General features: G+C 32.3%; 18 protein-coding genes. 15 read left to right on the top strand and 3 right to left on the bottom strand.

The annotated features are described in order from the left end of the window. Window positions 1–149 precede the first annotated feature (149 nt). Complete coding sequence (locus J7K39_00435; GenBank protein ID MCD6178347.1) at window positions 150–329, bottom strand: hypothetical protein; 180 nt, start codon at window positions 327–329, stop codon at window positions 150–152. Window positions 330–331: 2 nt separating this feature from the next. Then, entirely contained in the window at window positions 332–697 is a 366-nt protein-coding gene (locus tag J7K39_00430; GenBank protein ID MCD6178346.1) for a hypothetical protein, read from the bottom strand. 413 nt (window positions 698–1,110) lie between these two features. On the opposite strand from J7K39_00430, the gene J7K39_00425 reads away from it, so the two are divergent. The 15 genes from J7K39_00425 to J7K39_00355 all read left to right on the top strand — a co-directional run bounded on the left by J7K39_00425 (window position 1,111) and on the right by J7K39_00355 (window position 15,941). Further along, window positions 1,111–1,431 carry a hypothetical protein gene (locus J7K39_00425; protein MCD6178345.1) on the top strand — a complete coding sequence of 107 codons (321 nt, stop codon included), beginning with the start codon at window positions 1,111–1,113 and terminating at the stop codon, window positions 1,429–1,431. Continuing rightward, window positions 1,431–1,796: a response regulator gene (locus tag J7K39_00420; protein MCD6178344.1), complete on the top strand. Its 366-nt coding sequence runs from the start codon at window positions 1,431–1,433 to the stop codon at window positions 1,794–1,796. Before J7K39_00425 ends, J7K39_00420 begins: the two co-directional genes overlap by 1 nt. A gap of 11 nt (window positions 1,797–1,807) precedes the next feature. Then, window positions 1,808–3,976, top strand: a complete 2,169-nt coding sequence (locus J7K39_00415; GenBank protein ID MCD6178343.1) for a chemotaxis protein CheA — start codon at window positions 1,808–1,810, stop codon at window positions 3,974–3,976. Then, on the top strand, window positions 3,973–5,628 hold the full coding sequence (locus tag J7K39_00410) for a HAMP domain-containing protein (protein MCD6178342.1): 1,656 nt from the start codon (window positions 3,973–3,975) through the stop codon (window positions 5,626–5,628). The genes J7K39_00415 and J7K39_00410 overlap by 4 nt, the downstream gene beginning before the upstream one ends. A gap of 28 nt (window positions 5,629–5,656) precedes the next feature. Continuing rightward, on the top strand, window positions 5,657–6,112 hold the full coding sequence (locus J7K39_00405) for a purine-binding chemotaxis protein CheW (GenBank protein MCD6178341.1): 456 nt from the start codon (window positions 5,657–5,659) through the stop codon (window positions 6,110–6,112). 70 nt (window positions 6,113–6,182) lie between these two features. Continuing rightward, window positions 6,183–7,034, top strand: a complete 852-nt coding sequence (locus J7K39_00400; protein MCD6178340.1) for a protein-glutamate O-methyltransferase — start codon at window positions 6,183–6,185, stop codon at window positions 7,032–7,034. 4 nt (window positions 7,035–7,038) lie between these two features. Further along, window positions 7,039–7,902 (top strand): HAMP domain-containing histidine kinase, encoded by an 864-nt coding sequence (locus tag J7K39_00395; protein MCD6178339.1) that lies wholly within the window; start codon window positions 7,039–7,041, stop codon window positions 7,900–7,902. Window positions 7,903–7,908: 6 nt separating this feature from the next. Beyond that, on the top strand, window positions 7,909–8,379 hold the full coding sequence (locus J7K39_00390) for a chemotaxis protein CheD (GenBank protein MCD6178338.1): 471 nt from the start codon (window positions 7,909–7,911) through the stop codon (window positions 8,377–8,379). Then, the gene (locus tag J7K39_00385) at window positions 8,380–9,462 is read left to right on the top strand and encodes a chemotaxis response regulator protein-glutamate methylesterase (protein ID MCD6178337.1); all 1,083 of its coding nucleotides are present in this window, start codon (window positions 8,380–8,382) and stop codon (window positions 9,460–9,462) included. Window positions 9,463–9,464: 2 nt separating this feature from the next. Next, entirely contained in the window at window positions 9,465–10,997 is a 1,533-nt protein-coding gene (locus tag J7K39_00380) for a response regulator (GenBank protein ID MCD6178336.1), read from the top strand. Window positions 10,998–11,008: 11 nt separating this feature from the next. Further along, a complete protein-coding gene (locus tag J7K39_00375; protein ID MCD6178335.1) occupies window positions 11,009–11,608 on the top strand; it encodes a response regulator in 600 nt (199 codons plus the stop codon). Window positions 11,609–11,839: 231 nt separating this feature from the next. Then, on the top strand, window positions 11,840–12,847 hold the full coding sequence (locus J7K39_00370) for a hypothetical protein (protein MCD6178334.1): 1,008 nt from the start codon (window positions 11,840–11,842) through the stop codon (window positions 12,845–12,847). Then, a complete protein-coding gene (gene ubiE, locus J7K39_00365) occupies window positions 12,840–13,553 on the top strand; it encodes a bifunctional demethylmenaquinone methyltransferase/2-methoxy-6-polyprenyl-1,4-benzoquinol methylase UbiE (protein ID MCD6178333.1) in 714 nt (237 codons plus the stop codon). The genes J7K39_00370 and ubiE overlap by 8 nt, the downstream gene beginning before the upstream one ends. 42 nt (window positions 13,554–13,595) lie before the next feature. After that, window positions 13,596–14,378 (top strand): PorT family protein, encoded by a 783-nt coding sequence (locus J7K39_00360; protein ID MCD6178332.1) that lies wholly within the window; start codon window positions 13,596–13,598, stop codon window positions 14,376–14,378. A gap of 6 nt (window positions 14,379–14,384) precedes the next feature. Next, complete coding sequence (locus J7K39_00355; GenBank protein MCD6178331.1) at window positions 14,385–15,941, top strand: FAD-dependent oxidoreductase; 1,557 nt, start codon at window positions 14,385–14,387, stop codon at window positions 15,939–15,941. A 139-nt stretch (window positions 15,942–16,080) separates the two neighbouring features. On the opposite strand, the gene J7K39_00350 is transcribed toward J7K39_00355, so the two are convergent. Next, window positions 16,081–17,343: hypothetical protein (locus J7K39_00350; protein MCD6178330.1), on the bottom strand; the 1,263-nt coding region annotated here is incomplete at its 5' end.

Below are 17,343 nucleotides of genomic sequence, written 5' to 3'. Positions count from 1 at the left end.
TATTAGTTTAAAATTCAAAAATAAAGATTAAAGTAATTGTATTTTAAGATTTTATTAAAAATGATTAAAATTATAGAGCTTTAAAATTTACTATCAGCAATTTTCTTAGATATACATTTATCTACAGAAAGTCTTTATTAAAAGATTTATTATGAAATTGCCTTCTTCAATAAAGAAAGCATCATTTTCTTATCGCGACCGGATATAGTTAAAATAAGTTCCAAAACACTGGTTCTATTTAAACCCAAATTTTTCTCGTAAAACTTTAATAATTCAAGGTTTTCTTTTGTGATTCTAAAACCTGTATGTACTTTTTTTTCTTTTGACATGATTATTTTCTTTGGGGTTTAAAATAATTATTTAACAAGGAAGCGCGATATTTGGAATTACTCAATCCTAAACCAGTAGATTTATTAAATACAGCATGTTTTGTGCGACCTTTAGCTTTAGCAATAAAAACTTCTGTTCCAACCCAAGTAACTTCACATTCCGTACCATTTACCCAAACGGTATCCCCTACCTGTACATCACTTAACATTTTACGGTAAGCGCCTAATTTCGATTTACAAATTTCAAACTCTTCAGATAATGAAGAAAATATAGCAGCATCGCCTCCCAAATCAGGATGATACTTCCTAGCCAACCGACGATACTCAGCCTTTAATTCATCTTTTGATTTTATATGCTCGAAAAACATATTCTTTTTTTTACAAATGTAAAACAATGTAAAACGTTTTGCAAGTATTTTTGTCTTTTTTTTAATAAAAAAAATTTGATCAAATAAATAAGACAATAAACAATGGAAAAATGAGTGTAAACCAAGTTATAGCTTATAACTTCATTTAGATATAATAACAGATTATAAATTTAAGATTGAAATACAAAATCTTCACAAGAGTCAAAATATTTAGAATTACATCAATCTTATAACAACTGCACAACAATACTAACAACCAATTAATTATACACTCATAAAGCACAATTAGCTTAGCAAAAAGTTGTTTACAAGAACTAAATTCACTTCTATGTAAAAAAGTTTATGAAAAATTCATTAAGTTTACAGCAAATATTGAAAAAGCACCTTTGCTTTTTTTCTTAATGACTTATTGTATGAACAATTATTCTATTTCCAGTTTCCCTAACCAGGACACCGAAAACTCAAGTTTAATTGAGTTAAAAGGCGAGCTTTCTATTCAACACATCCATGAAATCAAAAAGGAGCTTGAAGCTACCATAAAAAATTTGGACACCATTAAACTTTTAGTTTATGATGCCAGTATTATAGATTTAACAATACTCCAATATTTATTATCATTAAAAAGATCGGAGAACGCCTTGAATAAATCATTCGAGATTTCCTTTGAATTAAATGATGATTTAACTGAGCTGTTAAAACATGCTGGATTTAAAAATATTGAAAATCTACAGTAATGAAAAAAACTATATTAATTGTCGACGATTCGGAAAGCATCCGCAAATTAGTACAATTTAACCTAAACAATGCCGGTTATTATGTTTTAGTAGCAAATAACGGACAAGAAGCCTTAAATTATTTTACCGGACAAACTATACATTTGCTTTTAACCGATTTACATATGCCTGTAATGAACGGCTTGGAACTAATAAAAGAAGTCCGTAAAATTGAGCAATACAAACACACTCCTATTCTTTTTTTAACAACAGAAACCCAAATAGCTATAAAAAAAGAAGCCAAAAATGCCGGAGCTACAGGATGGATTGTAAAACCCTTTGTAATTGAAAAACTCTTATCTACTATCCGTAAAGTACTCAGATAAAACAACCCCAAATGAATGATTTAATAAATAGTTTTTTAGAAGAAGCCAATGAACTAATCATTGATTTAGAAGATTCTTTATTAACCCTTGAAGAAATACCTAACGACAAAGACGCTGTTCATCGTGTTTTTAGAGTAATGCATACTCTAAAAGGTAGTGGAGGAATGTTTGGGTTTAATGCTGTTTCTGATTTCACACATCACTTAGAAAGTATTTATTATAAAATACGCAGTGGCGAGCTAATTGTAACAAAAGAAATCTTAACTCTGACATTAAAATCTGTTGACTTATTAAAAGAGCTTTTAAAATCGCCAGATAAAATACCCGATAATGTTCAACTTAATTACACCTCATTGGTTAATGAAATAAAGTCTGTATCGAGCGGAAAAAAGAAGAAAGAAACTAAAGAGCCCATTGTACAAGCAGAAGCCAAAGAAGAAATCTCGAATGGTATAGCCACCTACTATATACACTTTGAGCCAAATGCAGAAATTCTTCAAAACGGAACTAATCCCTTATATTTAATAGATGAGCTAACAGCTCTTGGTAGTTCATATGTAATTGTAAACACTCAAAAAATTCCTGAAATAGACGAATTAAAAATAGACAACTGCTATGTTTCTTGGGAAATTATTTTAGCAACAAAAGCAGAAGTTGGAGATATTATGGATGTTTTCATTTTCGTTGAAGACGAGAGCAATATTGATATACAAAAGCTAAGTTCATTTAATTTATTACAATATCCTGAATTTGAAAATGCCATTAAAGACTTTGAAAACAAAAAGCTTTTAATTAATACCATACAATTACAAAATTTAGGAAAAAAGCTTATAGCCGAGCAGCCACCAATTATAGAAGTTCAAACAAATACTTTAGAAGAAAAAGCGAGAGTTGATAATATTGACAATAAAGAGGATACACCCAAGAAAACTACTGACAGTCAGGAATCCAAACCTAAGGAAGCTAAAGCATCCTCCACTAATAGAGTAACAAAAAGCACAAACTCATTTTCTACTATTAGAGTATCATCTAAAAAGATTGAAACCCTGATGAACCTCGTTAGCGAAATGGTTACTTCCCAAGCACGGCTTAACCTACTTGCTGAGGAGATAAAAAAACCTGAGCTAACTGATGCTGTAGAAAATCTTGAGAAATTAACAAGACAATTAAGAGATAATGCTTTTGAAATCTCACTAATTCCTATTGAAAGCATGCTAACACGTTTTAAGCGACTAATTAGGGATTTATCGGCTGAAGTTAATAAAGAAGTGAATTTTACTGCCGAAGGAATTGATACCGAATTGGATAAAACAATTATAGAGAATTTAAGCGATCCTCTCTTACATATTTTTCGTAATGCTATTGACCATGGAATAGAAGATAGTAAAACACGAAAAAGTAAAGGGAAACCTAAGGTGGGAAGCATTAAGCTCAAAGCTTTTTACTCCGGTACTAATGTTTACATCCAGATTACTGATGATGGCGGAGGAATTAATCCTGAAATTATACGAACAAAAGCTATTAAAAAAGGCTTGATTAGCAGCAATGACAAACTTAGTAGAAATGAAATTATAAACTTAATTACACTTCCCGGATTTAGTACTGCCGAAAAGATTTCGGATATTAGTGGTCGCGGTGTTGGAATGGATGTTGTAAAAAGAAATATCCAAAAAATTCAAGGGGAACTGCTAATTGATAGCACATTAAATGTAGGAACTACATTTACTTTAAAACTCCCTCTTACACTTTCTATTATTGATGGTCTAATTGTAAACATTGATAAAACTCCTTATATTATTCCTATTCCGGTAATAAACAAAATAAGACCAGTATCGCATACCAAAATTACAAAAGCCTTTAATAACACAATGGTAATTGATAGTGAGCAAATCCCTTTTATTTACCTCAGACAACATTTTAATGTTGACTCTAAAGCACCTGATAAAGAAATGGTGATAGTCGTCAATTACGAAAATCAACGAATGGGAATTATTATTGACAATGTAGAAAAGCAGGCACAAGTGGTTGTAAAATCAATTGGAAAGCAATTTCATCAGCACGATATTATTTCAGGAGCTTCAATCATGGGTAACGGACAGGTAGCCTTAGTTTTAGATACCAATAAAATTATTAATTCAATAGATAAAACAAAGAATTCAACCAAAAATATAGCTTTATGAAAAAGTTTATTAAAAATATCAAAATTTCCCACGCTCTCATTTTAATGATTTTTATTACCATTATTTTTATTGTAGGGCAAAACTACAGCACTATTCTTAACCTTAAAAAATCCCACAATTATATAGAAATGCTAAAGAATGATAGAATTAAACCCATCATACTTCTGTATTCTATCAATAATTTGTATGCTATAAACATTATTGATGCAGCAAATAAGGTTCATAATAATTCAATTAGTTGGCAAGAAGCAAGCAAAACAATTGTAAATGCACGTAAGGAAATCAATGAAAAATGGAAACTTTATTCTACTATCCTTAATAATGAGAAATCTAAGAATCAATTATTAGCCATTCGTACTTTATCACAAAAAGCAGATGTAATGCTAGATAAACTCGAAAGAGTTCTATCGGCTAGAGATAAAGCAGAATTAGAAAATCTTATCACTTATGATTTATATTCTGCTATTGAACCCATAACGAATGCCATTCGTCCAATTATTAAACAACAAGATAAAGCAATCCAGCAAATAGCTTTAGAAAGCGATGAACTATACGAATCTGCATTTTCTAAAGCTCGCAACATTGGACTTAGTGGAATTATAATCATTATCACTATGTATGTATTTATTATTACAACTATCACCCGATCCTTAAAAAGTGCTAATGCAAACATTAAAAAGATAGCAGAAGGAGATTTAACAATAGAGATTGAAGATTATGGTAATGATGAAATTGGAGAATTATTAGATAATATAAAAAGATTAGTTAATAATTTAAAAAACATAATAGAAGATATTAATTCTGCCGCCAACAATATTGAAATTACAAGTAACGAACTCAGCAGCAATAGTCAACAGATATCTCAAGGAGCAACAGAACAAGCGGCTTCAGTGGAGCAAATGGCAGCATCTATGGAAGAAATATCTGCTAACGTTATACAAAATGCTAAAAACGCTAATATCACCGAACAAATTTCAATACAAGCCGGAGATGAATTTGAAAACGGAAGAAAAAATATTAATACTACCGTAGAATCTATACAGGCCATAGCATCAAAAATTGGCATTATTGATGAAATTGCATTTCAAACAAATATTCTCGCTTTAAATGCAGCTGTTGAAGCGGCACGTGCCGGTGAACATGGGAAAGGTTTTGGCGTTGTTGCTGCCGAAGTTGGAAAACTAGCTGAAAGAAGTAAAGCTGCAGCTGCTGAAATTGATTCACTTTCCAAAACCGGAGTTGACCTGAGTCTAAATTCAAAAAAATTACTAAGATTAGCCGTACCAAGTATTCACAAAACAATAAAACTGGTAAAAGAAATCCGTCATGCCAGTGACGAACAAGGTTCAGGTATAGATCAAATAAATTCAGGTATTCAAACGCTTAATCAAGTTACTCAACAAAATGCTGCTTCTAGTGAAGAAATGGCAACTGTTGCTGAAGAAATGGCAGCTCAAGCAGAGCAACTTACCAATAGTATTAGTTTTTTCCGCATTAAGAAGCAAAATCAGAAAAAATCAATTAAAAAAATTACACCAAAATATATTGAAGATAAAAGTACTAGAAAAAACAAAAAGATAGAAAAACTAAAAGGAATTGAATTAGACTTAAATAGCAATGACGATTTAGACAACGAATTCGAAACTTTTTAATAGAAGTTTAATGAAAAACTAAAACAGCATGGAAAAATTAAATTCATATCTAACGTTTAAACTTGGAAATGAAACCTTTGCAGCTAATGTTGCGCATGTACTACATATCTTAGGTGTTCCGGAAATTACCAAGATGCCCAATTCGCCCGATTATGTACTGGGAGTGATGAACCTTCGCGGCCAAGTTTTGCCCGTAATTGATCCTCATCCTCGCTTTAAAATTAAACCTCAAGAAACCACTAAAAACACCTGTATTGTAGTTCTTGAGATTACAACTAATGATGAAAAATTTCAAATAGGAAGTCTTATGGATTCCGTCCAAGAAGTTATTGAAGTTGATGATGCAAATATTTTACCTCCTCCTGAATTAGGAACGGAATACAACTCAAAATATATTGAGGGGGTTATTCAAAAAGGAGAAAAATTTATTCTAATTTTAAATATAACACAAGTATTCTCAGAACTAAGTTCTGATATTAAATAACAAAACCTTTTCACTAAAAAACAATAAAAATATTTAAGCCCTTTTAAACGTAGAAAATATCCGAATAAATATGGATTTTAATCCTATAATGACATATAAAGCGGTACTTGAAGAACCGGAGTTTAATAAAATAAGTAAATTTATAAATGCTAATTTTGGAATAAAGCTACCTGATCATAAAAGGATTATGATTCAAGGTCGACTGGTTAATCGCCTAGTAAAACTAAATTTCCAAAGCTTTGAAGAATATACAAAATATGTTTTTTCAGATGAAGGCAAAGTACTGGAACTACCTCATATGATTGATCTTATTTCTACAAATAAAACAGAATTCTATCGCGAATCTATTCACTTTGAGTTTTTAAAAGATACCGTTATCCCCCATTTTATAAATAATTCTAAATCGCAAAACTTGAAGATTTGGAGTGCTGCTTGTTCTAGTGGTGAAGAGGTATACTCTATTGCTATGGAAGTAAATGATGTACTTACACAACATCAAGACTATGATTATAGTGTTCTAGGTACCGATATTTCTACACGTATGCTAACAAAAGCTCTAAAAGCTATTTACCCATTAAGTCACACTAAATCTATCCCCCTTAAAACCAAAAAAAAATATTTTTTAAAAAATAAAGATTCTTCTAAAGATGAGGTGCGAATAAAAAAAATATTACGTGATAAAGTAAGTTTCTTATGGCACAATCTTATGGATGAAAATTACAATTTTAATGGTAAATTTGATGTAATATTTTGTAGAAACGTATTAATTTATTTCTCCAAAAAAGATCAAATGCATGTTTTACAAAACTTAAGCAAGAAATTAAATCCGGGAGCTTATCTATTCCTTGGTCACTCTGAATCAATAACCCATTTGAATTTGCCTTTAGTAAATGTTAGCCAAACCGTATTTCAAAAACAATAATACCATGAATAATAGTAATTTAGAAAAATTAAAAACCGAAAACACTAAGCTAAAACAAGAGCAAAAGCAATTGATTGAACAGCTAAATAAGTTAAATCAAAAGCTAGAAGAATCTGATGCTTTTAAAAGCCATTTTCTATCTAATATCACAAATGAAATTATCAATCCCTTTACTTCTATACTAGGTATTTCTAAAAACATATATGAACTTAACGATTCACAAATTACACAAATTCATGCAATGAGTAAGCTCATTTACAGCGAAGCTTTTGATTTGGATTTCCAGCTTAGAAATATCTTTGCAGCAGCAACTATTGAATCAGGAGAAAATAATCTGGAATTAGTAAATCTTAAAATAAAAGACTTTTTAGAAGAAATAATTGAAAACCTACGCCTTAAAGCAGAGAAAAACGCTCTGTATTTTGAATTTACACATTTCTTTTCCTCTGACTTTTTTGTAACAGATGCTGAGAAACTTAGACGTATATTAATAAATCTAATTGTAAATGCAATTACATTCTCATCGAAAAAAAATAAAATCAGAATACATGCTGAATTAAATAAAAATGGATTCTTATTTAGAATAAACAATCAGGGAAAACCTATTTCTAAAAAGGATGCCAATGTAATTTTCGATAGGTTTAAAAAACTTGACACGAGTATTAATTCCTTAAATCAGGGTCATGGACTAGGTTTGGCAATTGTAAATGATTATATAGAATTATTAAATGGAAATTTACATTTTGAAAGTAATAAAGAAGACGGGACTACTTTTTCTATAAGCTTACCTATTCTCAAAACCGAGGAGCAAAATTTTTATATGGAAGACGAAGATTTATTTACAAGTGACGACACAGAACTTTTTTAATATAAAATGAAAGAACTGCCTAAAATATTTATTTTCCCCGGCAATTTAGAAGTATCTAAAAAGCCAACACTGTTCACTACTATATTGGGATCATGTGTTGCTGTGTGCCTATGGGACAATAAATTAAAAATTGGCGGAATGAACCATTTTATGCTTCCTTTATGGAATGGCGAAGGCTTAGCATCTCCTAAATATGGCAATATTGCTATTGACAAACTTATAAAAAAAATGTTATGGAAAGGGTCATCTATCGAGAACCTTGAAGCAAAAATATTTGGCGGTGGAAATGTTATAAATTCAACCAATAATTTATACAATATTGGAGATAGAAATATCAAAATGGCACTATCAAAAATAGCAGAATATGACATTAAAATTATTAGCTCCAGCACAGGAGGAAAAAGAGGTCGAAAGATTTTAATGGATAGTTCAAATTTTAAAATTCTACATAAGTTTATTGAAAAACATAATTTCTAAATGACGGATAAAAGACAAATAAATGTTTTAATAGTGGACGACTCAGCCAGTATGCGGAATATGTTAGAAAACTTCCTTCTACACGACCCCGATATAAATATTATTGGCAAAGCTGAAAATCCGTACGAAGCAGCTGCCTTGATGAAAAAGCAAGTTCCCGATGTAATAACACTCGACATTGAGATGCCCAAAATGGACGGCTTGACTTTTTTAAAGAAAATTATGTCTCAGCATCCTATTCCCGTTGTTATTATATCCAGTTTAACAAAAAAAGGAGCTGTTGAAACCATAAAGTCATTAGAATACGGTGCACTAGAGATTATTTTAAAACCTTTTGTGCAGGAAGGAAGAAGGCAAGAAGGTATACAATTAATTATTGATAAAGTAAAAAGTGCCAGTCAAGCTAAAGTACAATCTAAAAGTCAGAAAAAACTTTATATCCCACCAAAATACAGTGCTGACGCAGTATTAAAGAAAAAAATATTAGTCCAAACAACACCTCTTCTAAATCAAAAGATTATTGCTATTGGAGCATCTACAGGAGGAACCAACGCTATACAAGAAATACTACAAGAGCTACCCATTGATACACCCGGAATATTAGTGGTACAACATATGCCTGTTCATTTTACCAAAGCATTCGCAAACAGATTAAATCAGTTTTGCAACATCTATATTAAAGAAGCTGAAGATGGAGATATTATACAAAACGGAGTAGCTCTTATTGCCAGAGGCGATACTCACCTGACAGTAAATAAAGAAGGACTAAACTATATTGTTCATTTTCTTGATGGGCCATTAGTAAATAGACATAAACCATCCGTAGATGTACTTTTCAGAAGTATGGCTAATAATGTCGGATCACAGGGAATTGGCATTCTATTAACGGGCATGGGAGACGATGGTGCCAGAGGACTTTTAGAAATGAAAGAAGCTAAAGCAATTACTATTGTACAAGACAAAGAATCAAGTACAGTTTTTGGGATGCCCAGAGAAGCGATAAAACTAAATGCTCAAAAATTTGTTTTATCTTTAACCGAAATTAGTAAGTATATGACACATTTATCACATAAGACTAATTAATAATGGGGAAAAGCGCGAAAGTTTTAATTGTTGATGATGATAGCTTAGGCATTCGCTTAATGAAAAAAGCTTTAGAAGGAAAAGGCTATAAAATAGCGACTGCAACCAACGGAAAAACAGCTTTAACAAAAGCTTGGGCAAATAATTTTGACATTATCATTTTAGATATTAAACTCCCTGATATAAACGGCTTTCAGATATGCGAAAAACTAAAACAACATCCTGCAACATCTAATGTCCCTGTTGTCTTTCTTACCGGATTGAATAATCACAAAGACGTTATTAAAGGCTTTGAATCAGGTGCTGTAGATTATATTTCAAAACCCTTTAATGCCGAAGAATTTAATAAACGCGTTGATAACCATTTAAAGTTAAGAGATTACGCCAAGAATTTAGAAGAAAATGCACGCATATCCGAAGAAGCTAAACTAAATATCAGTACATTTATATCTTCTCTTGCTCACGAGCTTAAAAACCCCCTCAATTCAATTATTGGCTTCTCAGAAATTCTTCAAGGCAAACATATTTCGGAAGAGGAAAGAATAAGCTATTTAAAACATATCAATGGTAGTGGTCAGGATTTACTTCACCTTCTTAACGATTTAATTGACCTTTCAAAAATTGAAGCAAATATATTAGAGATTCATTTTTCTCAGGTTTATATTAACAATGAGTTAAGAGATATTGTAAAAAATTATAGTGACAAAGTCTATAGAGTACGTGGCGATAATGTAAAAATTGAATTAGATCTTGGAAATGACGATCCTAAATTCACCCTTCTTACAGATATATTACGATTTACTCAGATCTTTAGTAATTTAATTGATAATGCTATTAAATATACCGAAAGTGGCTCAATAACTGTTGGCTACCAATTAAAAAGCAACAAGAGAATCAAATTCTTTGTTAGAGATACAGGAATAGGAATGAGCGAAGAAGAGCTAGAAAATATTTTTGAAGAATATGAATTAGCTCATCAAAAAATGAAAGTCACTAAATCCGGAAAAGGAATTGGTTTAGCTATCGCCAAAAAACTAAGTCATTTATTAAAGGGTGAAATTGGAGCTGATTCAATACCCGGTAAAGGTTCTGAGTTCTACTTTACTTTGCCACGTCTCCAAGCCGATTCAGAAGAAGTATTATTACAATCAAACAAAGAAATTGAATATAATTGGGAAGGAAAAAAAATACTTATTGCCGAAGACGTACTAGTTAACTACTTATTTTTTGTAGCTCTATTTAAAAAAACAAAAGCAGAATTAATTCATGCACGTGATGGATATCAGGTCTTGGATATTTTAAAAAACACAAAGGTTGATATTATTTTAATGGATATGGTAATGCCAAAATTAGACGGTATTGCTACCACAAAAGAAGTAAGAAAAACACATTTGAATATTCCTATAATTGCTCAGACAAGTATGACTGAAAGAACAGATAAAGATGATATTTTTAAAGCAGGATGTAACGATATAATTACTAAACCCATTAAACCGCGCATTTTATTAAATAAAATTGATCGTTTCTTAGAGTAAAAAAACTACAAATGATACAAAAAAATACAATTCTAATTGTTGATGACATTCAATCTAATCTTATTTTATTAAACAAAATTTTAACTGATGAAGGTTATAATGTTATCTCTGCACCCAATGGTGATGATGCTATTAAACTTGCACAGGAAAATAAATTGGATTTAATTCTTCTTGATATTATGATGCCTAAAAAAGACGGATTCACCGTTTTTGAAGAATTAAAAACATTTGAAAAAACAGCGAATACCCCTGTAATTTTCATTACTGTAATTAACAATGATACAGATACACTTAAAGCTTTCGAAATGGGAGCCGTAGACTATATCACAAAACCTTTTACACCTACCGAACTACGCATAAGGATTAAAACACAAATAGCACTTGTAAATGCTCATAAAAGCAATTCTGGTATTGCAGATTTTTCAACGAATACAGTTCGTGAACCGGATAAAGATCCAATTACAGATTTAAGTGAGAAATTTGGACTAATAAAAAATAATATCCAAGATCTTGAACACGCACAATTAAATCCGCAAGAAAAAGAAAATATAAATCAGCTTTATACTCAAGCATCTGAGATATTAGTATTGCTTAAGAAGCTTGATAAGTAAGACCAAACCTTTGCTAACGCAGATATTTTACTGATAAAGAATAACTTATATTAATTGCTAGCCCTACCATAGCAATAATTAATGTATATGATTTTTTTCAAGCTCAACTAATTTTCTTTTTAAAGCAGCAAAAAGAATAAAAGAGCCATTACTATTTTAAAAAATAAATCAAGCTGACAATAGATAGAAGTGTTAAGATATATTTTTTACTTTTGTTGACCAATTATTAATATGACTGATACCAAAAAATACATTCAACTTTTCGAACAATTCTCATCACTAAAAGTCTTGATTATAGGCGATGTAATGATAGACGCCTACTTATGGGGAAATGTCGATCGAATTTCGCCCGAAGCCCCAGTTCCAATTGTGCAAGTAAACCACCGAGCTAATAGACTTGGAGGAGCAGCTAATGTTGCACTTAATATTAAGGCATTAGGTGCAGAACCTATAATGTGTTCTGTTATTGGTAATGATAAACAAGCAGATATTTTTTTAAATTTATTAGCAGACGAAGACATAAGTGACGCCGGAATTATTAAAAGTAACAAAAGAATAACAACAACAAAATTTAGAGTTATTGGAAATAATGCTCAAATGCTTAGAGTAGACGAAGAAATTGACGAAGAACTTTTAATAGAAGATCAAGACATATTTATTGAGCGTATTCAAAAAATTATTGAAAATAACAAAATAGATGTTATTATTTTTCAAGATTATGATAAGGGAGTTATTTCAAAATCTATTATTGAAAAAACTAAAAAGTTAGTATCAGGGAAAATACCCATTGCTGTCGATCCTAAACGTAAAAACTTTTTCTACTATCAAGGAGTTGATTTATTTAAACCCAATTTAAAAGAGCTTCAAGAAGCTACCAATAGTCAATTCGATAAAAAAGACATTAAGAGTTTACAAAAAGAAGTTGAAAAACTCCAGAAACAACTCAATGTAAAACAGATATTTACAACACTTTCCGAACAAGGAGTATTTATCAGTGAGAATATAAATGGCACATTTACCTCGACTCTAATACCCGCACATGCTCGTAGCATTACCGATGTCTCCGGTGCCGGCGATACTGTTATCAGCCTTGCTTCTTTATGCTTAGCACTAAAAATAGATAAAACAGTTTTAGCAGAACTTTCAAATTTGGCCGGAGGACTAGTTTGTGAAGAACTTGGTGTTATACCCATTAACAAAGAAAAATTACTTAAAGAGACAATTAAAATCTATGGATAATAACAATATACAAACTGGCAAAAAAGAACAGGTTAGACAGATGTTTAACAATATTGCCGGGAAATACGATTTCTTAAATCATTTCTTATCCGTAGGTATTGATAACCTATGGCGTCGCCGATTGGTTAAAATGCTTAGCAAAGAAAAACCACAACGAATTCTTGATATTGCTACCGGAACAGGAGATTTAGCCGTCGCACTTGCAAAATGTGGACCGCAAGAAATTATCGGTGCCGATATTTCCGAAAATATGCTTCAAGTTGGCATAGAAAAGATGAAGAAAAAGAAGCTCGATAAACTCATAAAACTTGAACTTGGAGATTCGGAAAACCTCAAATACGAAGATGAATATTTTGATGCTATCACCGTAGCTTTTGGTGTTCGAAATTACGAAAATTTAGATAAAGGATTATCGGAAATGTATCGCGTAACAAAGAAAAACGGAAGCGTTTGGATACTTGAGTTTTCAAAACCTTCTGTATTTCCAGTTAAACAGTTTTACAATTTCTATTTCCGGTTTATCCTTCCAAATATTGGTCGGTTGGTCTCAAAAGACAAAGAAGCTTATACTTACTTACCGGAATCTGTAAATCAATTTCCTGATGGAGCTGACTTTTTAAAACATATGGAGAAGGTAGGATATACAGAGAATCAGCAATTAAAATTAACTTTTGGTATTGCATCAATCTATTACGGGAGAAAATAAATACTAAATAACATTTGTAAGCGTTTATCAGAGAAAAAGAGTTTGAAAGCAAAACATAAAAAATATCGTGTTATTCTAATTATTATTGGCTTACTATCAGTCGGTAATACGTGGGCCCAACAGGCCAAAATAGAAAATCTTACATTTTTCGATGATAAAAGCTACCACTTTGGCTTTTTTCTGGGTGCTAATCAAATGTTATATACTATTAAAACTAAAACCGACTTTGAAAGCACCATTTATCTCCAAAATCAAATACCTGAATTTAATGCAGATCAGGCTCAACTGTTAAACATTGGAGCAATACCTACCATAGGGTTTACAATTGGGATTATTTCGGATATGCGTTTAGGAAAGTATTTTAATCTCAGATTTACTCCCAACTTACAGTTTGGAGAACGCATCTTAACTTATGATATCAAAACGATGTATCGTGGAGTTACTGATACAATTTTCGGCTCTGAAAAACGTATTCCCTCTACCCTGCTAAACTTTCCTATCAGTCTAAAATACAAGGGTATGCGAATGAATAATATACGACCATATATTATTGTAGGTGGTAGAGTAACTTTAGATTTGGGATCACAAGCATCAAAAACAATTAATGAAAACGAACGCGATATTACTGTTAAATTATATCGTGATGATATTTATGCCGAAGCGGGTGTTGGATTTGATTTTTATTTCAACTGGTTTAAGATGAGTACCGAATTAAAAATGTCTTACGGAATTAATGATATACTCCTCCACGAAGATAATATTTGGGTAGATCCGATTGAACGTCTTAATTCTAAACTTTTCCAGTTCTCCATTACGTTTGAATAACAAACTATGCGAAAAGAGGTAACATTACGACTAAGCCCCGAAGAGGCCGAGAACACTTCTGATTACAAATTATATTTGGCTAAACAACTTAGGCAAAAGCCTAAACAGATAAAAGCTTTTAAGCTTATTCGTCGCTCTATAGATGCACGTAAAAAAGACATAAAAATCCAATTATTATTTGAGGTTTTTCTTTTTGATAAACCAGAAGAAATAATAGAAAATCCTATTGCTTATAATGTAAAACCCAATGCGAAAAATGTATTGGTAATTGGTGCCGGACCTGCCGGACTTTATGCTGCTCTTGGACTTCTAGAAAAAGGATTTAAACCAATAGTTCTTGAACGCGGAAAAAATGTAAGCAACCGGAAAATAGACCTTGCTTTACTCAATAAAAATCATATAGTAAATCCTGAATCCAACTACTGTTTTGGAGAAGGCGGAGCAGGTACTTTTTCTGATGGAAAACTTTTTACTCGCTCCTCCAAAAGAGGAAATGTAAAACGAATTTTAGAGGTCTTTGTTCAGCATGGTGCCAATCCCGATATTCTTATCGATGCCCATCCTCATTTAGGAACTAACAAACTCCCAAATATCATTAGAAATATGCGTGAAAGCATTCTGAATGGTGGTGGAGAAGTTCATTTTGAAACAAAGCTGAGTGATTTTATCCTTAAAAACAATCGTATCCTTGGGGTAATTGACCAGAATGGAAAAGAATATTTAGCTGAGGCTGTTATTCTCGCTACTGGTCATAGCGCAAGAGATATTTATCATTTATTACACAAAAAAGGCATTCAGCTCGAAGCAAAAGATTTTGCAATGGGTGTTAGGATTGAACATCCTCAACAACTCATAAATTCCATACAATACCACTCTCCTATTAAAAACCCACTCTTACCAACAGCCAGTTACAGCCTGGTTTGTCAGGCTCAAGACCGAGGTGTTTTTTCGTTTTGCATGTGTCCCGGTGGAATCATCGTTCCTTCCGCAACGGCTCCAAATCAGGTGGTGGTTAATGGAATGTCAAATGCCGACAGAAGCTCTCCTTTTGCCAATTCAGGCATCGTAGTAAGCGTTAAGCAAGAGGATTTAGAAGCCTACAAAAAATACGGAATTTTTGCCGGATTAAAATATCAGGAAGAGCTGGAATATCAAGCCTATCTTTCCGGAGGAGAAAATCAAACAGCACCGGCTCAACGTATGGTGGATTTTGTAAATAAGAAGTTCTCTAACACTTTACCAAACACATCCTATATTCCGGGGATTAAATCGGCTCCGCTACACGAGATATTACCTTCTGCTTTAAGCAACAGATTGCGTGAAGCTTTTCAAACTTTCGGAAATAAAATGCACGGTTATTATTCAGATGAAGCGATTATTTTGGGCGTAGAATCGCGGACATCCTCTCCTTTACGGATTCCCCGTAACAAAGAGACTATGGAACATATTCAAATAGAAAACTTATTTCCTGTTGGAGAAGGTGCCGGTTATGCAGGCGGAATTGTTTCCTCTGCTATTGATGGCTATAATGCGAGTATGATACTTGCTGAGAAATTAAAATAAAAATCAGCCGTTCCTTCATTCCGAACGTAGAGAGGAATCTCAACAGGATTCATCACATAAAACAAAGAGATATCTCCGTCGTTGCACTCTGTCGAGATGACGGGTTGCTACGTTCCATCGAAACGAAAGGAAACTTATACTAATTGCTTTTCTCGTCTCTAGAAATCTGAATTTTATTCACTTCCAAATCGCCACCTTCAGGAAGTAAGCTAATCCAGTTATTATCTTCGCTTTTCCAACGTAATTGTCTATTAAGACGAACAAAATACTTGGTATAACCATCGCGCTGCACCATATTCACGGAATAGCCTCCATTCTTCATATCATCTTTACCAAAATTGATAAACACACGCATTCGAGTTTCGCTAAGCGTTTTCAATTCTATCAAAATGTAGTTATCCTTCCTATCACGATAATCAATGGGTCTAAAAGTGTATCGTTTCTCAATTCCGGAACTAATAATCTCAGGAGTTATTACCAAATTCACTACCGACTCACGTCTGATTTTCGCGTCAATTTTATCCAACATCATCTTTGGATAGGCCTCATTAGGAAATATTCCCAAGGCACTTTCATAAGCTAAAATAGCATCTTGATAATTAACAATACTATAAGCATCATCGCCTTGCTTGATAAAAGCCTGATATTCTTTTTTGTCAGCGCCAAGCAATTCCCTAATCTTAATTATCTGATCTTTAGGATACTGCTCCAAAGGCTTTAATCGACTCGCTTTTTGATAAGGAGATAAAGCCGATTGATATTTCTTCTCAGAAAATAAACCATCTGCTTTCTCTAAAGCATTTGCATAAGCCTCCTCCAAAGAGAATTGTGATTCTAAAATACGATTGATTCGGAGAATTTGATCGGGTGGATATTTCTCTTTAGGCTTAATAGCTCGAGCTTTCTTATAAAAAGACAATGCCTCGTTATATTGTTTCTGTTTGTAGAACTTATCCGCTTCTATGATAGCCTTATTGTAATCTGTATCCTGTTTAGCCAACTTGGCTAAAATAGATTCAATGCTAACAATCTTTGTTTTTGGATACTCTTCATTCTCCTTAATTTTCAGTGCCTCTTTATAGTAAGGCAAAGCAGCCCTATAATTAGCTAAAGCAAAATTCTGATCAGCTTGTTTAATCGCCTTCTGATAAGCGACTTCCAGAGCACTTATTTGAGCCAAAATCGCATCAATTTCTTTTATCTTTTGTTTAGGATAAGCTTCGGCTGATTTATAAGTCAATGATAGATTATAATCATCCCTTGCTGTGGAATATTTTTTCTCCGAGAAACTTATATCTGCACGAGCAATAGCATTTTTATAATTCTGTTCCAGATCATTCATATCCGACAATAAAGCATCAATCCTATTGATCTGAGTTTGTGGATATTCCTCCTGAGGTTT

Source organism: Bacteroidales bacterium, from assembly GCA_021157585.1.
In the GTDB taxonomy this organism is placed as follows: Bacteria; Bacteroidota; Bacteroidia; order Bacteroidales; family UBA12170; genus UBA12170.
Note: the sequence above shows the minus strand (reverse complement) of the source record. Positions and strands in the feature narration are given on the sequence as shown.